19 protein-coding genes and 1 pseudogene are annotated in these 19,778 nt (G+C 64.7%); 11 read left to right on the forward strand and 9 right to left on the reverse strand.

Annotated features, from left to right (window positions below; genetic code table 11):
- Positions 1-42: 42 nt before the first annotated feature.
- Positions 43-1,017 carry a helix-turn-helix domain-containing protein gene (locus PXJ20_RS22550; RefSeq protein WP_421031600.1) on the reverse strand — a complete coding sequence of 325 codons (975 nt, stop codon included), beginning with the start codon at positions 1,015-1,017 and terminating at the stop codon, positions 43-45.
- Between the two features lie 103 nt (positions 1,018-1,120).
- Here PXJ20_RS22550 and PXJ20_RS22555 point away from each other — a divergent pair, with 103 nt between their 5' ends.
- The gene (locus tag PXJ20_RS22555) at positions 1,121-2,377 is read left to right on the forward strand and encodes a DUF1479 domain-containing protein (protein ID WP_421031601.1); all 1,257 of its coding nucleotides are present in this window, start codon (positions 1,121-1,123) and stop codon (positions 2,375-2,377) included.
- A 148-nt stretch (positions 2,378-2,525) separates the two neighbouring features.
- Here the strand turns inward: PXJ20_RS22555 and PXJ20_RS22560 are convergent, their stop codons facing one another.
- Positions 2,526-2,885 (reverse strand): DUF3564 domain-containing protein, encoded by a 360-nt coding sequence (locus tag PXJ20_RS22560; RefSeq protein WP_017774086.1) that lies wholly within the window; start codon positions 2,883-2,885, stop codon positions 2,526-2,528.
- 276 nt (positions 2,886-3,161) lie between these two features.
- Here PXJ20_RS22560 and PXJ20_RS22565 point away from each other — a divergent pair, with 276 nt between their 5' ends.
- The 3 genes from PXJ20_RS22565 (at position 3,162) to PXJ20_RS22575 (ending at position 5,699) form a co-directional block, all read left to right on the forward strand.
- Positions 3,162-3,584, forward strand: a complete 423-nt coding sequence (locus PXJ20_RS22565) for a rubrerythrin family protein (RefSeq protein ID WP_421031602.1) — start codon at positions 3,162-3,164, stop codon at positions 3,582-3,584.
- A 154-nt stretch (positions 3,585-3,738) separates the two neighbouring features.
- Positions 3,739-5,079, forward strand: coding sequence for a (Fe-S)-binding protein (locus PXJ20_RS22570; protein WP_413215713.1), 1,341 nt, complete (start codon positions 3,739-3,741; stop codon positions 5,077-5,079).
- Between the two features lie 38 nt (positions 5,080-5,117).
- The gene (locus tag PXJ20_RS22575) at positions 5,118-5,699 is read left to right on the forward strand and encodes a DUF3501 family protein (protein ID WP_421031603.1); all 582 of its coding nucleotides are present in this window, start codon (positions 5,118-5,120) and stop codon (positions 5,697-5,699) included.
- 9 nt (positions 5,700-5,708) lie between these two features.
- Here PXJ20_RS22575 and PXJ20_RS22580 read toward each other — a convergent pair whose 3' ends face one another.
- Positions 5,709-6,176: a GNAT family N-acetyltransferase gene (locus PXJ20_RS22580; RefSeq protein WP_017774081.1), complete on the reverse strand. Its 468-nt coding sequence runs from the start codon at positions 6,174-6,176 to the stop codon at positions 5,709-5,711.
- Positions 6,177-6,665: 489 nt separating this feature from the next.
- On the opposite strand from PXJ20_RS22580, the gene PXJ20_RS22585 reads away from it, so the two are divergent.
- Positions 6,666-8,126, forward strand: a complete 1,461-nt coding sequence (locus PXJ20_RS22585; RefSeq protein WP_421031604.1) for a PLP-dependent aminotransferase family protein — start codon at positions 6,666-6,668, stop codon at positions 8,124-8,126.
- Between the two features lie 38 nt (positions 8,127-8,164).
- On the opposite strand, the gene PXJ20_RS22590 is transcribed toward PXJ20_RS22585, so the two are convergent.
- From PXJ20_RS22590 to PXJ20_RS22600, 3 genes are all read right to left on the reverse strand, one after another.
- On the reverse strand, positions 8,165-9,262 hold the full coding sequence (locus PXJ20_RS22590; RefSeq protein WP_413215708.1) for an NAD(P)/FAD-dependent oxidoreductase: 1,098 nt from the start codon (positions 9,260-9,262) through the stop codon (positions 8,165-8,167).
- A gap of 166 nt (positions 9,263-9,428) precedes the next feature.
- Positions 9,429-10,580 (reverse strand): L-threonine dehydrogenase, encoded by a 1,152-nt coding sequence (gene yiaY / locus PXJ20_RS22595; RefSeq protein WP_421031605.1) that lies wholly within the window; start codon positions 10,578-10,580, stop codon positions 9,429-9,431.
- Positions 10,581-10,715: 135 nt separating this feature from the next.
- Positions 10,716-11,696, reverse strand: a complete 981-nt coding sequence (locus tag PXJ20_RS22600; protein ID WP_421031606.1) for an aldo/keto reductase — start codon at positions 11,694-11,696, stop codon at positions 10,716-10,718.
- A gap of 272 nt (positions 11,697-11,968) precedes the next feature.
- Here PXJ20_RS22600 and PXJ20_RS22605 point away from each other — a divergent pair, with 272 nt between their 5' ends.
- From PXJ20_RS22605 to PXJ20_RS22620, 4 genes and pseudogenes are all read left to right on the forward strand, one after another.
- Positions 11,969-12,325 carry a YciI family protein gene (locus PXJ20_RS22605; RefSeq protein ID WP_017774075.1) on the forward strand — a complete coding sequence of 119 codons (357 nt, stop codon included), beginning with the start codon at positions 11,969-11,971 and terminating at the stop codon, positions 12,323-12,325.
- A 137-nt stretch (positions 12,326-12,462) separates the two neighbouring features.
- Positions 12,463-12,888 carry a YciI family protein gene (locus tag PXJ20_RS22610; protein WP_017774074.1) on the forward strand — a complete coding sequence of 142 codons (426 nt, stop codon included), beginning with the start codon at positions 12,463-12,465 and terminating at the stop codon, positions 12,886-12,888.
- 14 nt (positions 12,889-12,902) lie between these two features.
- Positions 12,903-13,307, forward strand: a pseudogene (locus PXJ20_RS22615) (VOC family protein); the annotation flags it as partial.
- Positions 13,308-13,396: 89 nt separating this feature from the next.
- Positions 13,397-14,731 (forward strand): RNA polymerase sigma factor, encoded by a 1,335-nt coding sequence (locus tag PXJ20_RS22620; protein ID WP_421031607.1) that lies wholly within the window; start codon positions 13,397-13,399, stop codon positions 14,729-14,731.
- Position 14,732: 1 nt separating this feature from the next.
- Here PXJ20_RS22620 and PXJ20_RS22625 read toward each other — a convergent pair whose 3' ends face one another.
- Positions 14,733-15,452: an ArsR/SmtB family transcription factor gene (locus PXJ20_RS22625; RefSeq protein WP_421031608.1), complete on the reverse strand. Its 720-nt coding sequence runs from the start codon at positions 15,450-15,452 to the stop codon at positions 14,733-14,735.
- 161 nt (positions 15,453-15,613) lie between these two features.
- Here PXJ20_RS22625 and PXJ20_RS22630 point away from each other — a divergent pair, with 161 nt between their 5' ends.
- Positions 15,614-17,038 carry an MFS transporter gene (locus PXJ20_RS22630; protein ID WP_421031609.1) on the forward strand — a complete coding sequence of 475 codons (1,425 nt, stop codon included), beginning with the start codon at positions 15,614-15,616 and terminating at the stop codon, positions 17,036-17,038.
- 262 nt (positions 17,039-17,300) lie between these two features.
- The gene (locus tag PXJ20_RS22635) at positions 17,301-17,774 is read left to right on the forward strand and encodes a hypothetical protein (RefSeq protein ID WP_421031610.1); all 474 of its coding nucleotides are present in this window, start codon (positions 17,301-17,303) and stop codon (positions 17,772-17,774) included.
- Between the two features lie 179 nt (positions 17,775-17,953).
- Here PXJ20_RS22635 and gstA read toward each other — a convergent pair whose 3' ends face one another.
- On the reverse strand, positions 17,954-18,565 hold the full coding sequence (gene gstA, locus PXJ20_RS22640) for a glutathione transferase GstA (RefSeq protein ID WP_421031611.1): 612 nt from the start codon (positions 18,563-18,565) through the stop codon (positions 17,954-17,956).
- Positions 18,566-18,718: 153 nt separating this feature from the next.
- Positions 18,719-19,636, reverse strand: a complete 918-nt coding sequence (locus PXJ20_RS22645) for a LysR family transcriptional regulator (RefSeq protein WP_126875473.1) — start codon at positions 19,634-19,636, stop codon at positions 18,719-18,721.
- Between the last annotated feature and the right edge of the window lie 142 nt (positions 19,637-19,778).

A 19,778-nucleotide genomic window follows, 5' to 3' on the forward strand; every position in this document is an offset into this window, starting at 1 on the left:
GAGGCGCTGGAACGGCTCTTCGACATGCCCGCGCATCGCTGTTCAGGCGCGCTTCGTCGCACCTGGTCGCGACTTGCGCCGTTGCAACGACGGCGAGCGTTCGGTGAGATCGACTGTCGCTGCAGACGTTGTTTTGCCGCTCGCAAATTGACTTCGCCACGAGGCGGGCGTGGTGCCCTTCATCGATTTGAACTGGCGGTTGAAGTGAGAGACGTTGGGAAAGCCTGAGCGCAACGCGATGACCGAAACGGGCAGCGACGTGTCGGCGAGCATGCGGGCCGCGTGTCCGATTCGCACGCGCGTGACGTAGCGGCCCACGCTCTCGCCCAGGTGCTGCACGAACCAGCGGTTAAGCGACCGCTCCGAGAGGCTGGCCGCCGCGCTCAATTCGCCGAGCCGCAACGGCTCGGCGAATCTTGCGTCGATCAATGCGAGCACACGATTAATGCGTTCGGGCTCGTGGCCGCTTGGTGTGCCTGCCCGACCGGAGGTTTGCGACGACGCAAACGCATGCGGTGACGCGAGCGGCTCGCCCTCGGCGTCCGCAAGCAGACAGAGCACGTCGAGCGTAGCGGCGAGGCGTGTGCGCGCATCAGTCGAAAGCAACGCATCGAGGCGTTCACGCATGGCGGCGGCAGCGTTGTTCGCGAAGGCGAGGCCGCTTGCCGAGCGACGCAGCAGGCGACGCAGCGGCTCGTATTCGCGGCAGCAGTCGGCCATGCGCCGCGCCCAGTCGCCGTCGAACCAGATCACGATGGCGACCTGCGGCAGCGAGGCATTGATGGACCGATTCGACGCCCACGTATGCGGCAGATCCGGCGGCACGAGCACGAGGTCGTCCGCGCCGTATTCGCTCACGCTGTCGCCGATGTAGCGCTTGCCGCTGCTGTTCATCGTGAGCGTCAGCTCGTACTCGGGATGGTGGTGCCATTCGAAGGGAATCTTCGGCAGGCGCCGGTGATAGACCCGAATCGAACAATGCTCGCCGAAATCCACGTGTTCGTAGGCCGGTTTCATGTCTGAATCCGCAAAGTCATTGGCCGGATCGTATCACCGCCCGCGCCGTGCGGCGCCTATGCTCGTCGCACACATCCCAACGAGATTCATGAAGGAGACAACCATGACGCCTCTGACGACGCCCCTGAGCATCGACGACCTGCCGGCCGCCATTCGCGAAGCCAAACGCGAATTGAAGGCGGCCCTGCCGAACTACCGCGAGGTGTTCGCCGAGGTGGAGGCGGAAATGATCCGCGAGGCAAACGCAATCGAGGTCCAACGTGCGGCCGGCCAGACCGTGATTCCCGAGATCGATTTCGCGGACATTGCCGCAGGCCGCGTGCGCGACGAGCAGACTGCGCGCGTGAAGTCGCGCGGCGCGTGCGTGATTCGAGGCGTGTTCGACGCCAGGCTCGTCGAGCAGTGGGACGACGAGATCGCGCGGTACGTGGAGCGCAACCGTCTGGACGAGCGCCTGCAGCATCGAGCCGAAGACCGCTATTTCGGCAACCTCGCGTCGAGCAAGCCGCAGATTTACGGCGTCTATTGGTCGAAGCCGCAGGTCATGGCGCGGCAGTCGCCGGCGCTCACCACGGCGCGCGTGTTCCTGAACCGGCTATGGCGCGCGCAAAGCGAAGGGCGCGTGCATTTCGATCCCGAACGCGTTCCCGTTTATGCCGACCGCCTGCGGCGCCGGCCGCCGGGCTCGGAATCGCTGGGGCTTTCGGCGCATTGCGATGGCGGGTCTGTCGAGCGCTGGATCGAGAGTAATTTCCGCAAGGTCTATCGGCACGTGTTCGATGGAAACTGGCGCCGTTACGACCCCTTCGATGGCGCGTATCGCACGGAGGTACGCGAAGTGCCGTCGCCTGCAGTGTGCTCGATGTTCCGCACCTTTCAGGGCTGGACCGCGCTCACGCCGCAGGGTCCCGGCGACGGTACGCTGCAACTGGTGCCTATCGCAAACGCGATGGTCTACATCTTGTTGCGCGCACTTCAGGACGACGTAGCCGACGACGATTTGTGCGGTGCAATGCCGGGCCGCGCGCTCTCGATCAAGCCCGAATGGCACGCACCGCTGTTCCGGGCGCTGTCGTCCATCCCGCTCATGCAACCGGGCGATACGGTGTTCTGGCACAGCGACGTGGTGCATGCCGTGGAAGACGCGCATCGCGGCAAGGGCTACAGCAATGTCATGTACATTGCGTCCGCGCCGGCCTGCGCGAAGAACGACGCGTACCTGAAGCGCCAGTTGCCGGCGTTCATGACGGGCGAGAGCCCGCCCGACTTTCCGGCCGACCATTTCGAAACCGACTTCGTGGGACGCGCGACGCTGGACGACCTCTCGACGCTGGGCAAGGCGCAAATGGGCGTGGCGTAGCAGCAAAAAAAAGGGCCGCCTTGCGGCGGCCTGAATGCGTGGACTACGGCGCCACTCTAAGCGGCCAGACTTAAGAAGCGCTTAAGGTACGCGTTTTCCCCGACGCGCAGGCGTCGCAAAAAACGGAAGGGCAACCGCAAGAGGAAAACTAATCGCCAAAGATGCGGTGTTCGGCCAGCACGTGCTGCCGGTCTACCGCTTGCAGCCGCCAGTAGCCTGTCATCTGCGCACGCTCGCTGGCCGACGACCACGCGGCGTCGCCCTGTGTGGCGCTGATGCGTTGCTTGCGGTCCACGTGCAGCCCGCGCAGCGTGCACAGCGGTTCTGCAACGCTCGGGGCGCACAGCGCAGTGACGTCGCCGGCGTCACGCAACTCGCCCCATTCGGGAAGATCGATCCCTTGATGTGATTCGCGCGACCACCGGTGCTCGTCGGTGTCGAGCCATAGCACAGCGTAGTCGTGATTAACGGTCGGATCGGAACCGTTGATCAGAATGGTCAGGCGCATGGCAGTTCCGTGCGAGGGAGGAAAGGCAGTGAGACTTACCAGTCTATGACAGCGAAAGCGTTATTCAAGGCTGCCGCGACGGCGCTTGTTGCTGCGCTACAGCACACACGACTGAGCGACGTGAGCGTGCAAATGGTGTTCCAGCTATCGGCGGGATTGAAAAACACAATTGGGAACGCGAGGCGCAACTTCTAGATTAAAAGGCACGGTGCGCAAAAGCGCCTGTTCGTGGCGAGCCGCGCGCCGTCCCCCAATACAGACTGGAAGGAGGCACAGATGGCACAGCTCAAGGGCTCGAAGACGGAGGACAACCTGAAGCAGGCGTTTGCCGGGGAATCGCAGGCGAACCGCCGCTACCTGTATTTCGCAGCGAAGGCCGACGTTGAAGGCCAGAACGACGTGGCCGCCTTGTTCCGGTCCACGGCGGAGGGCGAAACCGGCCACGCGCACGGCCATCTCGAATATCTGGAAGCGGTGGGCGACCCGGCGACGGGGCTGCCCTTCGGCTCGTCGCGGCTGAACCTGCAGTCCGCCATTGCGGGCGAAACGCACGAATACACCGACATGTATCCCGGCATGGCGAAGACCGCGCGCGAAGAAGGCTTCGACGAAATCGCGAACTGGTTCGAAACGCTCGCGAAGGCCGAACGCAGTCACGCCAACCGCTACACGAAGGCGCTCGAAGCGCTCGCGGACTGAGACCGCAAGGCGCCGCGCATATTGCATGGCAGAACGACTGCGGCCACGCCTCGTCCGTGCTCTTTGCGAGCGGACGAGGCGCCGTTGCGCGCGCTGAATGCACGCGTGGCGGCGCACGAAAACACGAGCATCCATAACTAGAACAGGAGACGTCATGCCCCACAAGGAAGGCAGCCTTGAAGCGCCGACGCGTCATCCGCTCGACTGGCGAAACGAGGCGTTCTACGACGAGGCGCTGCTCGATAAGGAACTGGCGCGCGTATTCGACATATGCGCCGGGTGCCGCCGCTGCGTATCGCTGTGCGGCGCCTTTCCGACGCTGTTCGATCTGGTGGACGCCACAGACGCAGGCGAGGCACACGATGTCGATCCGAAATCGTTCGGCAGCGTGGTCGACCAGTGCTACCTGTGCGACCTCTGCTACATGACGAAGTGCCCCTACGTGCCGCCGCATCAATGGAACGTGGATTTTCCGCACCTGATGCTGCGCGCCAAGGCGATTGCGTACCGGCGCGGCGAAGTGAAGCTGCGCGACAAGGTGCTCTCCAACACCGACGCACTCGGACACTTCGCCGGCATTCCCATCGTGACGCAAGCCGTGAACGCGGTGAACCACACGCCGGCCGCGCGCGGTGTCATGGAAGAGGCGCTGGGCGTGGATCGCAAAGCCTGGCTGCCCGACTTCGCGCCGCGCAAGTTCCGCAGCGCCGCGCGCCCCGCCACGGCGACGCGCGTGCAGGACGGCGAACGCACGCCGGGCAAGGTGGCCATCTACGCGACCTGCTACATCAATTTCAACGAGCCGGGCATTGGCCACGATCTGCTCGCCGTGCTCGATCACAACGAGATTCCGTACGTGCTGGTATCCAGCGAAGCATGCTGCGGCATGCCGTTGCTCGAACAGGGCAACCTGGAAGGCGTGGCCGCGAAGAAGGACAAGAACATGCCGGTGCTCGCGAAATACGCGCGCGAAGGCTATGCGCTGATGGGCGCCATTCCGAGCTGCGTGCTCATGTACAAGCACGAGTTGCCGCTGATGTTCCCCGGCGAAGAAGACGTGCTCGCTGTAAGCGAAGCGTTCTGGGACCCGTTCGAGTACTTCGTCTCACGCCATCGCGACGGGCTGCTCAAGACCGACTTCAAGACGCCGCTCGGCAAGGTCTCGTATCACGTGCCTTGCCATGGCCGCGTGCAGAACATCGGCCGCAAGACCTTCGACATGCTCGCGCTCGTGCCCGATACGAAGGTAGACGTCGTGGAGCGCTGCTCGGGGCATGCGGGCACGTTCGGCGTGAAGAAGGAGTTTCACGCGATGTCCATGAAGATCGGCACGCCCGTCTTCAAAGCGATGGCGCAGCCCGAGACCGACTACATCGCGTCCGACTGCGCGCTCGCCGGACATCACATCGCGCAGGGTATCGAGGAAAACAGCCTGCCGGACAAGGCGCAGCTTGCGCATCCGCTCACGCTGCTGCGTCGGGCGTACGGAATCTGAGCGCGCTCACCATTCACGTTCGACACAGAGGGCATTCGATGACCATTGCAAGAGAGTCGCTCCTGACGCTGGAGGCCTACGCCAAGGTGCGCCACGCCATGCGCGGCGATGTGATCGAGCACAAGAAGCGCCGCACCGTCACGCTCGGCAACCACCTCACGTTCCTGTTCGAAGACGAGTTCACCATTCGCTACCAGATTCAGGAAATGCTGCACATCGAGAAGATTTTCGATGAGGACGGCATTCAAGGCGAACTCGATGCCTACGTTCCCCTCGTGCCGAACGGCAGCAATCTCAAGGCGACCTTGCAGATCGAGTACGAGAACGAGATTGAACGCCGCGCTGCGTTGGCGCGGCTGATCGGCGTGGAAGACCACGTGTTTCTTCAGGTGGGCGACGAGCCGCCCGTCTACGCGATCGCAGACGAAGACCTGGAACGCGAGAACGCCGAGAAAACGTCGGCGGTGCATTTCGTGCGCTTCGAATTGAACGAGGCGTTGAAGACGCTTCTCAAGGCCGGCGCGCCGCTCAAGATCGGCTGCGATCATTCGAACTACCGCGTGCCCACGCAGACCATCGGGCCTCCGGTGCGCGACTCGCTTCTGGCCGACCTTTCCTGAGCGCTCGCGTTAGAGGTCTTTGCGGTACATCACGAAGCCGGGCTTCTCGGCGACGCTGTCGTAGAGGCGCATGGCCGTGTGGTTCGTTTCGTGCGTGTGCCAGTACACGCGTGCTGAGCCGCCTGCTTTCGCGGCGTCGTACACCGCGAGAATCAGCGCGCGGCCTACGCCCTTGCCGCGCTCGCTTTCCAGCGTGAACAGATCCTGCAAGTAACAGACCGGACCCAGCATCGTCGTGCTGCGGTGGAAGAGGTAATGGACGAGGCCGAGCAGGCGGCCGTCGCGCTCCGCCACGAATGCATGCATGGGCTCGTAGCCATCGAAGAAGCGCAGCCACGTTGCGCGCGTAATTTCGCTGGAAAGCGCGGTCTTGCCGTGGCGTCCGTAAAAGCGGTTGTAGCCGTCCCAGAGCGGCAACCACGCTTCGAAGTCTTGCGGGACGACGGGGCGGACGGTGAGGGCTTCAGTCAAGATCATCTCTCCTGGAAGGGTTCGTTGTGTGTGGGTCGGGTGTCACTGCGCGGCCGTGCATTGCGCGAGGGCGGCGAGTCTTTGTTCGCTGCTCGCGTTGTCTGTCGTCCTTTCTTTCTCTCGAACGGTTGTGTCAGCCTGCTGTTGCTCGTGTTCGACGGCGCTCACGCAGGCCGCGAAGTTCACTTGCGCCGTTTCGACAGGCTTCACAGCGTAGTAGCCCGTCGCTGCTGTCGCGGCGATAGCGGCGCTCACCGTGAGCAACGCGAGGCCACGCGGGCGCGTCTGCCGCTCGCCGCGCCGCAAAGGGGTGGGCTTCCGTGTGCGCCCAGCGCTCTGGGCGTATGTCTCGCGATGAGTTGCCATGCACTGTGCCTCGCCGGGTTGAACGCGTCGCAGCGAAAAAAGAAGAAGCGCCATCGACCTGACTCAGCTTAAGAAAATCGTGGCACCATTGTTAGTCCCACATGGACGGAAAAATCTGGAGCCACAGGCGTGGACTACGCTTTGTTGATGTCGAACTTCGCGCGGCAGGCGGGCCGCAAGCTCACGCAGCAAGACCTGCTGTATGAAAGCCTGCGCAAGGCGATTCTGGACGGCGACATCGGGCGCGGCACGCAGCTCGTGTCCACGCGCGCACTCGCGGAGCAGCTCGGCATTGCGCGCAACTCGGTGCTGTACGCCTACGAGCGGCTCAACGAAGAGGGTTTCATTACGGCGAGTCGTCATGGCTCGTGGGTGAATCGCGTGGGCGCAGCCAACCCTGTGCTGCCGGCCGACCGTAACGACGCAAAGGGCGCGGGGCTATCGCGACGCGTGCTGGCCTTGCCGCCAAGACGTAGCGCCCGTGGGGCGAGCAGCGGCTTTCGGCTCGGCGTACCGGCGCTCGACGAATTTCCGCTCGCGCAATGGCGCGTCGCGCTGGAGCGCGCGTGGCGCTACACCGACGCACGCGATCTGGGCTACGGCGATAGCGCCGGCCACCCGGCGCTGCGCCGTGCCATTGCGCAGTACGTGCGCGTTTCGCGGGGCGTGCGCTGCACGGCCGAACAGGTGTTCGTGACAGACGGCACGCAGACCAGTCTCGATCTCTGTGCCCGCATGCTGGCCGATGTGGGCGACAGCGTATGGATCGAGAACCCCGGCTACAACGGCGCGCGCGTCGCGTTTCTCTCGGCTGGGCTCGAACTCGTGCCCATACCCGTGGACGCAGCCGGCATGGCCAGCACGCCCGACGACTGGCAGCGCACGCCGCCGCGTCTCGTCTATTTGACGCCGTCGCATCAATATCCGCTGGGTAGCGTGTTGAGCCTTGAACGGCGCAGCGCGCTCATCGAGCAAGCGCGTGCAAACAGCGCCTGGATCATCGAGGACGACTACGACAGCGAATTACGCCACAGCGGTCCGCCGTTGCCGTCTATTCAAGGCCTGGTGGCCGACGCGCCCGTGGTCTATCTGGGCACGTTCAGCAAGACCATGTTTCCCGCGCTGCGCATCGCCTTCATGGTGGTGCCGCCATGGCTTGCCGTGGACACGGCCGTGGCCCTTGGCTCGCTCGCGCGCCAAGGGCGCGTGGCGGATCAGCTCGCGCTGGCGGATTTCATCGAAAGCGGCCGGTATGCGCGGCATTTGCGGCGCATGCGGCGCGTCTATCAGCAACGGCGCGCGGCGCTGGTCGAGGCGATGGGCCGGCATATGGCCGGGCTCGTGACGGTGTCCGCGGATGCGGGCGGCATGCATCTGAGCGTGCGACTGGATGCGCCCGTGAACGACGTTGCCGTGAGCGACGCCGCACGCGAGCAGGGGCTGCTTGTTTCGCCGCTCAGCATCTTTTGCCTTCGCGCGGAGGATGCCGCCCGCTACAACGGCTTTTTGCTCGGCTACGCGGAGATCGCGCCGCAGCGCGCGGATGCGCTCGTTGCCCGACTCGCCGACATCATTCGCCGTTTGATGTGAGCTCGAGGCGCGACGCCGCGCCCCGTCTGCGAGACGCGCTATTCGGCGCGTAGCCAGCGCAGCAGCGAAGCGGTGTCGCCGCTGCCTACTGCACGGGCCACGCGCTTTCCAATGGCCGCGCCGAATTTGTACGCGTGGCCCGAGCACGCGGATACCACGAGCGCGCGGCCAATCTGCTCCGCGAAGAAGCGCGTGTCCGCGGTGAACGTGTAGACGCAGGTGCGCACGTTCGTGATCGCGTATTCGTCGATGCGCGCAAGCGGCGGTGAAAAAAGGCTGCGCACCGCCTGGCCTTCGTCAGGCAACGGCTCGCGGTTCGTGTCCGCATCGGGATTCACGGTCTTGTGCGAACTCGCGCCGAATTTGAGTCCCAGCGTGCCCACCGGCGGCAGCACGTAGCCGCTCGAGGCGCCGCCAATGTCCACAATGGCCGGCGCCTCGCGCCATGCGGGCTCCAGGTCGGCGGGCGGCTGCACGTAGACCACGACGTTGCGCCACGTCGTCAACGTGCGGACAAGCGAGGGGAAGAGCCGCGTGACCCATCCGCCAGCGGCCACGACGAGGCGGTCTGCCTTGAGCGTGCTGCCGTCGTCGAGCTGGACGGAAGCACTGGCCGGATCGACGGAAAGCGCACGCGTCTGCGTGCGAATTTCCACACCGCGCTTCGTAAGCCACGCAGAGAGATCGCGCGCGATGCCTTCGCACAGCAGCGCGCCGCCTTCGCGGTCGAGCCATGCGTGACGAAACGTGGAGGCATCGAGAAACGGATAAAGACTCGCGGCCTCGTGTGCGCTCAACGCTTCATAGCGAAAGCCGACGCGGTCGAGTCCTGCGCGGAACAACTCGGCGTCGTCGCCCACGTGCTGCGAAATGCCCAGCACGCCGCGCCTGGCATAGTGCGAGACACCCAGGTCGTTCCAGAGCGCATCCCACGCTTCGAATGCTTCGTTGATGTTGCGCGCGTAGCCGTCGGCGCTGCCGTACGCGCGACGGATCATGCGGTGCTGATCGCCGGATGCGCCAAGCTTGTTCGGAATCGATCCCTGCTCGACGAGCGTGACGCTGTGGCCGGCTTTCGAGAGTGCCCAGGCGCTGGTGAGGCCGGTAATGCCTGCCCCGAGAACGGTGACTTGCATGGCTGCTCCTTGCTGAAGGCCCGTGCAAGTCTAGCAGTGCAGGTTGAAACGTGGCGGGAACGAGATACTGAGTGCGCTAAGCGCGCCGCGCAAAAAGCACGAAGGGCGGAGAGTCCGCCCTTCGTGTGTCGTGACAGGCCGCTTTGCGACCTGCTTTCAAAGCGGCTTACATCGCAGCCTTGAAGATGCCCACGATATCTTCGTGGCTTGCCTTCAAGGGATTCGTGAGCCCGCACGCGTCTTTCAATGCATTGGTGGCGAGCGTATCGAAGTCTTCTTCCTTCACCTTGAGGTCGCGCAGTCCAGCCGGAATGCCGACGTCGCGGGCCAGCTTGCTGATGGCCTGAATGCAGGCCTGCGAGCCTTCGTAATTCGAGAGGCCCACCACGTTGACGCCCATTGCCGCGGCCACGTCACGCAGTCGCTCTGCCGCCACACGCGCGTTGAACGCCTGCACGTGCGGCAGCAGCACTGCGTTGCAGACGCCGTGCGGCAAATCGTAGAAGCCACCCAACTGGTGAGCCATGGCATGCACGTAACCCAGCGACGCATTGTTGAACGCCATGCCCGCAAGGAACTGCGCGTAAGCCATGTTTTCGCGCACGGCCAGGTTGTTGCCGTCCGCCACGGCCGCGCGCAGCGACCCGGAAATCATCGTGATGGCCTTCAGTGCGCAGGCATCCGTGATCGGATTCGCTGCCGTGGAAACGTAGGCCTCCACGGCATGCGTGAGTGCGTCCATGCCGGTGGCTGCGGTCAGGCTCTTCGGCATGCCCGTCATCAACTGAGGATCGTTGACCGAGAGCACCGGCGTGACGTGCTTGTCGACGATCGCCATTTTGATGTGGCGCACTTCGTCGGTAATGATGCAAAAGCGCGTCATTTCCGAAGCCGTGCCGGCTGTGGTGTTGATCGCGACCATGGGCAATTGCGGACGCGCGGAGCGGTCTACGCCTTCGTAGTCCTTGATCTCGCCGCCGTTGGCCGCCACGAGCGCAATGCCTTTGGCGCAGTCGTGCGGCGAGCCGCCGCCCAGCGAGATCACGCAGTCGCAACCGTGTTCGCGCAAGAGCGCGAGGCCGTCGGCCACGTTGCGTGTGTTCGGGTTCGGACGCGTGCCGTCGTAGACGCAGCTCTGAATCTGCTGCGCTTCGAGCAGCTTCTGCACGCCGGCGACCACGCCGATTTCGTTGAGCACCTTGTCGGTGACGATCAGGGCCTTGTGCAGGCCGTACTCTTTCATCGACTTCGCGGCGTCTTCCAGACAGCCGGCGCCGATCATGTTGACGGACGGAATGAAGAATGTGGAGGCAGGCATCGGTTCGCTCCCTGGCGATAAAGGTGACCTGCCTCGACGTTACGCCGCTCGCCGCGGCGATTTCTGATCCATCGCAAACGACAGACGATTTGACGCAGGGGTTATGCCGCTCGAATACCGCTGCGTCCCGCGTGTTTAAACGTACCCCGCCACGTGATGCGGCACATAAGGCGCTTCGAGCTTCGCGATTTCGTCCTCAGTGAGCGCGAGCGAGAGCGCCGCAATGGCGTCGGTCAAATGGTGCGGCTTCGATACGCCCACAATCGGCGCGGTCACAGGATGCTTCTGCGCGACCCACGCGAGCGCTACCTGCGCACGCGACACGCCGTGCGCATTTGCAATCTGCGCCACGGCTTCCACGACTGCACGGTCCGCGTTGGCGGTGGCGTCGTAGAGTTTGTGCCCTACGGCGTCGGATTCCTGGCGCTCCGTGGTCTCGTTCCAGTCACGCGTGAGGCGGCCGCGCGCAAGCGGGCTCCAGGGCAGCACGGCGATCTTCTGGTCCGCGCACAGCGGCAGCATCTCGCGCTCTTCTTCGCGATACAGCAGGTTGAGGTGGTCCTGCATGCTCACGAACGACGTCCATCCGTTGAGCCGCGATGTGTAGAGCGCCTTGCTGAACTGCCACGCATGCATGGACGACGCGCCGATATACCGCGCCTTGCCCGCCTTCACCACGTCGTGCAGCGCTTCGAGCGTCTCTTCGATAGGCGTGTGATAGTCCCAGCGGTGGATCTGATAGAGATCGACGTAGTCGGTGCCGAGGCGGCGCAGGCTGTTGTCGATCTCGTTGAAGATCGCTTTGCGCGAGAGCCCCGCGCCGTTAGGCCCCGGACGCATGCGGTTATAGACCTTGGTCGCGATCACGATGTCGTCGCGCTTCGTGAAGTCGCGCAGCGCGCGGCCTACGATCTCTTCGGAGGTGCCGTCCGAATACGTGTTGGCCGTGTCGAAAAAATTGATGCCGGCTTCGATGGCCTCGCGGATGAGCGGACGGCTGCGATCTTCATCGAGCGTCCAGCTGTGATTGCCGCGTTCGGACACACCGTACGTCATGCAGCCAAGACACAGGCGTGACACTTCGAGTCCGGTGGAACCGAGCCTGACATAGTCCATTGCTGTTTCTCCTTGATGAAAGCAGAGGGCAGGGGCAAACGGCGCGGCGAGCGCGATCGTGCCGCGATAAAGCGCCGTAAAGGGTTCAAGCCTATAACAGCCGGCTCAGCGCTGCAGGCTGTCGGGCGGGCGGTTATTGGCCTGGGTGACGCATCGCGCGGCGGCGAGTTGCGGTATGCTCAGCACGCATCGTTCTGTTGCGTCCATTCGTTGTCCATCGAAGTTCTCTGCTGTTTCCGTTGACCCGTTTGTGTTGTTCCACTGGAGCTTTCATGGCGTCCTACATGCTACTCATCGCCGAACCGCGCGGGCAGCGCGAAGACCGCACGATGCCCGAGGGCGAAGCGCTCTATCAGCGCATGCTCGACTTCGCCGCGGACCTGAAAGAGCGCGGTCAGCTCGTCATGACGCAATCGCTGCGCTCGGACCGCGACGCCGTGCGTGTGCAGGTGCGCGAGGGTCGTCCGCGTCTCGTGGATGGTCCGTTTGCCGAAGCGAAGGAAATGATCGGCGGCTTCTTTCTCATTGAATGCGCGAGCCGCGACGAAGCAGTTGCCATCGCACAGCAGTGTCCCGCCGCGCAATGGGCCACGGTGGAAGTGCGCGAACTTGGTCCCTGCTTTACCTGACCAGGTATTTACCCTGGTGACCCGCTTCGTCACCGTCTTTCGTGTCGATTCGCCTGCGCGTCGTGCGTCGTGTGAATGAAAACGTACCGGCAAGCGCCGGCCATTCATTCAATCGACGAGTCCAAAAGGAGAACGCGATGCGATTCATGATCATGGTGAAAGCGACGGCACAGAGCGAGGCGGGCATCATGCCCGCCGACGACACCGTGTTCGCCGCAATGGCGACTTATCACGAGGAACTGGCGAAGGCGGGCGTGCTGCTTGATGCGTCCGGCCTGCAGCCCACGTCGAAGGGCTGGCGCATCCGCTATTCGGCGGGCAAGCGCAGCGTGATCGACGGCCCGTTCGTGGAGACGAAGGAGCTGATTGCCGGCTACACGCTGATCCAGGTGCGTTCGCGCGAGGAAGCGATGGAATGGGCGCGGCGCTTCCCGGCGCCGTTCGGCGAAGACGCGGATGGCGAGATCGAAGTGCGCCAGCTTTACGAGTTGGAAGACTTCGAACAGAGCGAGGCGATCCAGCGTTTTCGCGAACTCGAAACCACCAGGACCACGACGCGCTGAACAAGGAGCGAACCATGCACAAGCAAATCTTCGTCAACCTCGGCGTTCGCGACCTCAAGCGCGCGATGGACTTCTTCAGTCACCTCGGCTTCACGTTCGATCCGAAATTCACGAACGACCAGGCGGCCAGCATGATCGTCGGCGAGAACATCTTCGTGATGCTGCTGCAGACCGATTTCATGGCGACGTTCACGAGCCGGCCCTTGGCCGATCCGCGAGCGAGCACCGAAGTGCTCGTCTGTCTGTCGTGCGAGAGCCGTGCCGAAGTGGATTCGCTGGTGGAGAAGGCGCTTGCCGCAGGCGGGCGATCGGACCGTGCGCCGCAAGACTACGGCTTCATGTACGGGCGCAGCTTCGAGGATGTGGACGGGCACATCTGGGAACTCGTGCACATGATGGGCGATCCGCCGGCTGCTGCTGACGCAGACAAGAGCAGCGCAGAGAGCCGTGCAGAGAACAGCGCAACCGGGCAATCGCACGAGCAGGCCCACGCGGGCACAGGTGCATCGTGACGGGTGCGGCGACCAGCGCGACGCATCAGGCGATTGAAGCGGTATGGCGCATCGAGTCCGCGAAGGTGATTGCCCACGTGGCGCGTGTGGTGCGCGACGTGGGACTCGCGGAAGAGATCGCGCAGGACGCGCTCGTCGCCGCGCTGGAGCGCTGGCCCGAAACCGGTGTGCCGGACAACCCGGGAGCGTGGCTCATGACCACCGCGAAGAACCGCGCGCTCGACCGGCTGCGGCTTGCCGCGCTGCACGCGCGCAAGCATGAGGAGTTGGGCGCGGACCTCGATGCGCTCGAAGCGCACGTCGTGCCGGATTTCGTCGATGCGCTCGATGCCGCGCGCGAAGACGACATCGGCGACGATCTGCTGCGGCTCGTGTTCACGGCGTGTCATCCGGTGCTCTCTACGGATGCACGCGTCGCGCTTACGTTGCGGCTGCTGGGCGGGCTTACCACCGACGAGATTGCCCGCGGGTTTCTCGTGGCCGAGCCCACCATCGCGCAGCGCATCGTGCGGGCGAAGCGCACGCTCTCTGCCGCGAAAGTGCCGTTCGAAGTGCCGCACGCAGAGGCGCGAGCGCTGCGTCTGGAGTCGGTGCTCGAAGTGATCTACCTCGTTTTCAACGAGGGCTACTCGGCCACAGCCGGCGACGACTGGATGCGGCCCGCGTTGTGCGAAGAGGCGCTGCGGCTCGGGCGCATCCTCGCGCAACTCATGCCTGAGACGAGCGAAGTGCATGGCCTCGTCGCGCTGATGGAGATTCAGGCGTCACGCCTTCACGCGCGCGTCGATGCGCAAGGCCGGCCCGTGTTGCTCGCCGATCAGGACCGTAGCCGCTGGGACGCGCTCCTGATCCGCCGCGGGCTTGCCGCGCTCGAACGCGCCGAGGCGTTGGGCGGCGCGCTCGGACCCTACGCGCTGCAGGCCGCGCTCGCGGCCTGCCATGTACGCGCTCGCACGGTGGAGGAAACCGACTGGCCGCAGATCGTCGCCCTCTACGACGCGCTCGCGCAGGTCGCGCCGTCGCCGGTGGTCGAACTCAATCGCGCGGTGGCCGTGAGCATGGCATTCGGTCCTGCAGCGGGGCTCGAAATTGTCGAACAGCTTGCCGACGATCCCGCGCTTGCGAGCTACCCGTGGCTGCCTGGCGTGCAAGGCGACCTGCTCGCAAGACTTGGACGACGCGACGAAGCGCGCGCGGCCTTCGAGCGCGCCGCAGCGATGACGCGAAACCGGCGCGATCAGGAGGTGCTGCTGGCGCGCGCGGCCGGGATGGGAAAAGAGGCGCCGGAGGTCGACCCGGGGGCGCCCTCGGAAGCGAAGAAGCCGCGTTGAATCAGGGCTCGCACGAAAGCGTGCCGAGGCGGCCCTCGATGCCGAGATGCTCTTTCAACGCGTCCCAGCCCGACGGCGTGATTTGCACCGCGCGCGACGACTTCTCGCGCCGCAGCCAGCCATGACCGCACATCACTGCCATGAACTGCACGCCGAGCGGCCCGGCGAGGTGATGCTGCCGCTCGGTCCAGTCGAGGCACTGGCGCGCAAGACCGCGCCGCGTCGGCCTCACGGCGCTAACGTCGAGCCCGATACCCGCGAACCACTGGTGCCCGTGCGGCGTCACGTCGAACTGCTTGTCTTCGGTTTCGACCAGCGCGCCGCGGCTCACGAGCGCTTGCGTTACCGCCACGCCCACTTGCCCCGCGAGGTGGTCGTAGCAGCAGCGTGCAAAACGTAGCCGCTGCGCTTGCGGGCTGAGCGGCTTGTGCCGGATGTCGCCCGACGGCGGCACGATGGACGCGAGATTCTCCAGCACGAGCGCCACGTGCGGCCCGCTGAGCCGGTAATACCGATGCCGCCCCTCCGTTTCCACCGCGACCATCCCACCATCGAGCAACCGCGCCAGGTGCGTGCTGGCCGTCTGCGCCGTGACGCCCGCGGCGTAGGCAAGCTCGCCGGCGGGCAACGCGCGACCATCGACGAGTGCGAGCAGCATCTTCGAGCGCGCGGGATCGGCGATCAGGAACGCGGTTGACGCGATGTTCGGTTGCACTTCCATGTCTGTCTCCGTTGCTGTCCCTTGCTGTCTCTTGTTGTCCCGGTCAACTGCGAGGTCATGATAGGCCGCCAGCGTGCGTGCATGCTTCGATGCGCATCGAAGCGTTGAAGGCCCGGCCGACACCACACTGGACGCATGTTCCTGTTCGGACCGTTCGCACGATGGAAAGCCTCCTGACCACCCAGGGCCGCCGCGCCTCGCCGCGCCGCGTGCTCGCAGCGACGAGCATCAGCTATGTCGTCGTGATTCTCGATACGTCGATCGTCAATGTGGCGCTTCAATCGATCGGCACCACGTTCGGTGGCGGCATGGCGGCGCTGCAATGGATAGTGAACGCTTACACGCTCGCGTTCGCGAGCTTGCTGCTGACGGGCGGCATGCTGGGCGACCGCTGGGGCGCGCGCAACAGCTACCTCGGCGGACTCGCCGTATTCACCGTGGCGTCCGCGTTCTGCGGCTTCGCCCCCGACATGACGGTTCTGATTGCGGCGCGCATGCTTCAAGGCGTGGGCGCCGCTTTGCTCGTGCCGTGCTCGCTCACCCTGCTCAACCGCGCGTATCCCGATGCCGGCGAGCGCGCGCGTGCCATCGGCGTGTGGGCCGGCTGCGGCGGCGCGGCGCTGGCGGCGGGCCCGTTCGCGGGCGGCGTGCTCATCGACGTGTGGGGCTGGCGCGGCATCTTCGCCGTGAATGTGCCAATCGGCCTGCTTGGCATCTGGCTCACGCTGCGCGTGGCTCGCGACGAACGACGCGAGACCGCTCGCCATTTCGATGTCGCAGGCCAGATTGCGGCGATCGTCGCGCTAGGTGCGTCGATTGCCGTGCTGATCGAAGGCGGGGCGCTGGGGTGGGGCTCGCCGGCTGTGGTGGCCGGCATTGGCGCGAGTGTTGTGGCGTGGGCCGGTTTCATGGCCATCGAAGTGCGGCGCGCGCAGCCGATGCTGCCGCTCGCGTTTTTCCGCCACGGCGTGTTCACAGGCGCCGCCTTCGCCGCAATGACGACGGCGCTCACCTCGTTCGGGCTCGTCTTCGTGCTGGCCCTGTACTTCCAGCGTGCGCGAGGCTACTCACCGCTGTGGACCGGGCTCGCGTTCCTGCCGCTCACGGTGGTGGTGACGGGCGGCAACGTCGCGGTGGGGCGACTCGTCAAAGCCTACGGTGCGCGCTGGCCGTTGACCGCGGGGCTGGCGCTGCAGGCCGCGGGATTCGCCGCACTGGCGCTGCCCGACACCACTGCGCCTTACTGGCTCGTCGCGTTGCCGCTGCCGCTGGTCGGCCTGGGCGGCGGCTTCGTGACGCCCGCTGCCACTGCGGCGCTGATCGACACCGTCGATGCGCGCCGCGCGGGCATTGCCGCCGGCGTGCTGAACTCGGCGCGACAGGCCGGCGCCGCACTGGGCGTCGCGGTGTTCGGGACGCTGTTGGCTGTTGAACCGCGTTTCATCGACGGGATGCGGGAATCGCTGTGGGTTTCTTGCGCGCTTTCGGTGGTGGCGATTGCCGTGTGGTGGGGCGGGTGCCAGGCGGCGCAGGCGGCGAGCGGGGCGGTGGGTCGAGGTGAACTGACCTCGAATGTCAAAAGTTGATGCGCATAAACTTTTCGCGGGCGCGGGCGCGGGCGCGGGCGCGGGCGCGGGCGAGGGCGTAGCCGAGCCGGGAAAGCTGTCTCATTGACCGAAGCCGACGCTTGAACGGCGTATAGATTCGCTCGGTTTACCATTTGCCGTGGCACTGATCCGCGCCTGGCAACACGTCTCCGTTTGCCCGCTTCATCCACCTTCGGGAAGTGCGTTTGCTACGCTTCAACGATCCAGGCGACGGCCGTCGCCTGTCTTTCCGGAGGCTTTCATGTTGCGAGCGCTCGTCCGTTGCAGTCTGCTTTCCACGCTGTCCGCCGCGTTGACGGCACCCATGCTGGTTGTGCCGTCCGCGGCGTGGAGCGCCGATTCGGCCTCGACGGCGCCCACGCCATCAACGGCGGCAAATGCTGGTTCCGCTTCCACCGCGCAGCCCGCCAGCGACACCTTCCTGCTCACCATCTTCCTGCGCCACGACGAGTCGAAGCCACTCCCCAAGATCAACGAACAACTGCGCGAGCAGGGGTTCTACAAGACGTTTCCGCCGCCCGGCATCGAGGTGGTGTCGTGGTACGTGATGATGGGCGTGGGCCAGGTCGTCACGCTGCGTGTGCCCGCCAGCCGCTTGCGCGAGGTGAATCGCGCCATCGAAAACACGGCGTGGGGCGGCTATCGCACCGAGTTCTATCCCACTTACGACTACAAGGCGGTTGCCGAGCACATGCGTGCAACTAACGGTCATTGAGGGGTCGAGCGGACGCGTTGGCGGCTATCGGGCGACGGGTCGAGCACCATCCGCTTGCCAGACGAACGGCGCCCCGGTGAGCGCTCACTTACGCCGTGCCTCAAGCGACGCGGGATGAGCAGTCTTCTCGTCGCCCGAAAGCGGAGGCTGCGATCGGTACCGCTGCGCGAAGGGGCCGGCTACGCATCGGGCGCCGCTTCTTCCGCGGCGAGTGCGGCCTTGACCGTTTCTCGCGCGCCGACGCGTTCCATGAAGCGCGCGAGCGCCGGCCAGCTATCGATATCGATCGAGAATCTCGGCAGCCACGACAGCACCGTGTACAGATAAGCGTCCGCCACACCAAAGTTGCCCAGCAGATAGTCTTGCCGCGAGAGCGTGGCGCTGACCGTATCCAGGCGTTTGCATAGCTTCTGCTTGAAAAGCCCTTTCACCGCGTCCGGAATTTCGGCATTGAACAGCGGACTGCAGCCGGCATGAATTTCCGAGGTGATGAAGTTGAGCGTCTCGTGAAGCCGCACGCGCTCCCAGCTTCCGTTCGGCGGCACGAGTCCCAATTGAGGTTTCAGGTCGGCCAGATACTGGAGTATCGCGGGACCTTCGGTGAGCACGGCCCCGTTGTCGAGCAAGAGCGCAGCAACGTAGCCGTTCGGGTTCACCGCGAGGAAGTCCCCGCCTTCGGATGTGCGCTTCGTTTTGTTGTTGACTCGAACGAGATCGAACGGCAGACCGAGTTCGCGAAGGACGATATGCGGCGAAAGCGAACACGCGTTGGGAGCGAAATAGAGTTTCATGGCAATGGATCGTTGGTCGTGTCGAGACGGTGCAGGGCGCGATGGTCGGCGCGGCTTGCGTCGCCGCGTGGCGAACTGTCCCTGCAGGCGATCCTATGGCCTTGTCCTGTGCTCCACAAAATTAGAATTCGAGCGAGCCGGAATCAGCTCGCCTTATGACATCGTCGAGATGGCGCGCCTGGGCCGGCGGGCCGCCACGGCGGTTCGTTGCAACTGGTCGAACAGCGCCTGGATCGCGGGTGCGTTGCGGGCGGCTTCGGAACACGCAAGGCCGAACTCGCGGTACATCGGCGTACGCAGATTCAGCACACGCAACCCCTCCCGCTTATCCGGCAACGTCGACTCGGGAACGAGCGACACCCCCACGCCTTCGCGAATCAGCTTGAAAGCCGTCGACCAGTCGCGCACGCAGATGCGAACATCGGACAACGCGAATCCCGCACTTTCCAGCAGCCATTTGCTGTTTCGGCGACACCCGCCTGTGGCGAGCACGTACGGTTGATCTACGAGTTCTTCGAGCGACACCGCGATGCTGCTCGACCGGCGCCCCAGCGGATGGCCGGTCGGTGCCGCCACGACCCATGCATCGCGCCCAAGCACCAGCGCATCACGTTCGGGACCGGCATCCAGAACGACGCCGACATCAATGGCCCCCTCTGCAAGCCATGTTTCGATTTCCTCGTCGGTGCCCTCGAGCGAAATGACCTCAATGCCCGGATACAGCTGCCCAAACGATTGCAGAAAGCTTGGCAACAGGCTCGCAAAGATCGAAGGAAAAGTGGCGAGTCTGATTCGCCCGCCATGCAGCCCGCGTGACGCATCGACGAGCGACTTGATGGACTCCCATTCGGCGACCATGCGTCGCGCCCGCTCGGTCACCTGCTCGCCGATCGCCGTCACGGTGGTGCTGCGCCGGTCTCGCTGAAGCACCTTCACGCCCAGCATGTCTTCCAGTTGACTGATGGCCTGGCTCGCGCCGGATTGCGTCATGCCGACCTGTGCAGCGGCCTTCGAGATTGAGCGGGCGTCAGCCACGGCCAACAGCAGCCGCCAATGCATCAGGTTCATCATGATCGGTCATCCGGCTTATCGTTGAAGACGCGCTGCGGGAATGACCGTGCGAGTGCATTTTTTCAGGCACTTCGGTTGTCGAGCAAAACTCGTCGGGCCCCCTCACGCAGCGGGGCTCATTTTCGCATGGCAGCTTTTTTCC

Source organism: Paraburkholderia sp. A1RI_3L, assembly GCF_048957895.1.
Lineage (GTDB): Bacteria > Pseudomonadota > Gammaproteobacteria > Burkholderiales > Burkholderiaceae > Paraburkholderia > Paraburkholderia kururiensis.

Bases quoted from the DNA above. Each gene is read 5' to 3' on its own strand.
- PXJ20_RS22550 (WP_421031600.1), bottom strand. From the start codon at position 1,017: ATGAAACCGGCCTACGAACACGTGGATTTCGGCGAGCATTGTTCGATT.
- PXJ20_RS22555 (WP_421031601.1), top strand. From the start codon at position 1,121: ATGACGCCTCTGACGACGCCCCTGAGCATCGACGACCTGCCGGCCGCC.
- PXJ20_RS22560 (WP_017774086.1), bottom strand. From the start codon at position 2,885: ATGCGCCTGACCATTCTGATCAACGGTTCCGATCCGACCGTTAATCAC.
- PXJ20_RS22565 (WP_421031602.1), top strand. From the start codon at position 3,162: ATGGCACAGCTCAAGGGCTCGAAGACGGAGGACAACCTGAAGCAGGCG.
- PXJ20_RS22570 (WP_413215713.1), top strand. From the start codon at position 3,739: ATGCCCCACAAGGAAGGCAGCCTTGAAGCGCCGACGCGTCATCCGCTC.
- PXJ20_RS22575 (WP_421031603.1), top strand. From the start codon at position 5,118: ATGACCATTGCAAGAGAGTCGCTCCTGACGCTGGAGGCCTACGCCAAG.
- PXJ20_RS22580 (WP_017774081.1), bottom strand. From the start codon at position 6,176: ATGATCTTGACTGAAGCCCTCACCGTCCGCCCCGTCGTCCCGCAAGAC.
- PXJ20_RS22590 (WP_413215708.1), bottom strand. From the start codon at position 9,262: ATGCAAGTCACCGTTCTCGGGGCAGGCATTACCGGCCTCACCAGCGCC.
- yiaY (WP_421031605.1), bottom strand. From the start codon at position 10,580: ATGCCTGCCTCCACATTCTTCATTCCGTCCGTCAACATGATCGGCGCC.
- PXJ20_RS22600 (WP_421031606.1), bottom strand. From the start codon at position 11,696: ATGGACTATGTCAGGCTCGGTTCCACCGGACTCGAAGTGTCACGCCTG.
- PXJ20_RS22605 (WP_017774075.1), top strand. From the start codon at position 11,969: ATGGCGTCCTACATGCTACTCATCGCCGAACCGCGCGGGCAGCGCGAA.
- PXJ20_RS22610 (WP_017774074.1), top strand. From the start codon at position 12,463: ATGCGATTCATGATCATGGTGAAAGCGACGGCACAGAGCGAGGCGGGC.
- PXJ20_RS22625 (WP_421031608.1), bottom strand. From the start codon at position 15,452: ATGGAAGTGCAACCGAACATCGCGTCAACCGCGTTCCTGATCGCCGAT.
- PXJ20_RS22630 (WP_421031609.1), top strand. From the start codon at position 15,614: ATGGAAAGCCTCCTGACCACCCAGGGCCGCCGCGCCTCGCCGCGCCGC.
- PXJ20_RS22635 (WP_421031610.1), top strand. From the start codon at position 17,301: ATGTTGCGAGCGCTCGTCCGTTGCAGTCTGCTTTCCACGCTGTCCGCC.
- gstA (WP_421031611.1), bottom strand. From the start codon at position 18,565: ATGAAACTCTATTTCGCTCCCAACGCGTGTTCGCTTTCGCCGCATATC.
- PXJ20_RS22645 (WP_126875473.1), bottom strand. From the start codon at position 19,636: ATGATGAACCTGATGCATTGGCGGCTGCTGTTGGCCGTGGCTGACGCC.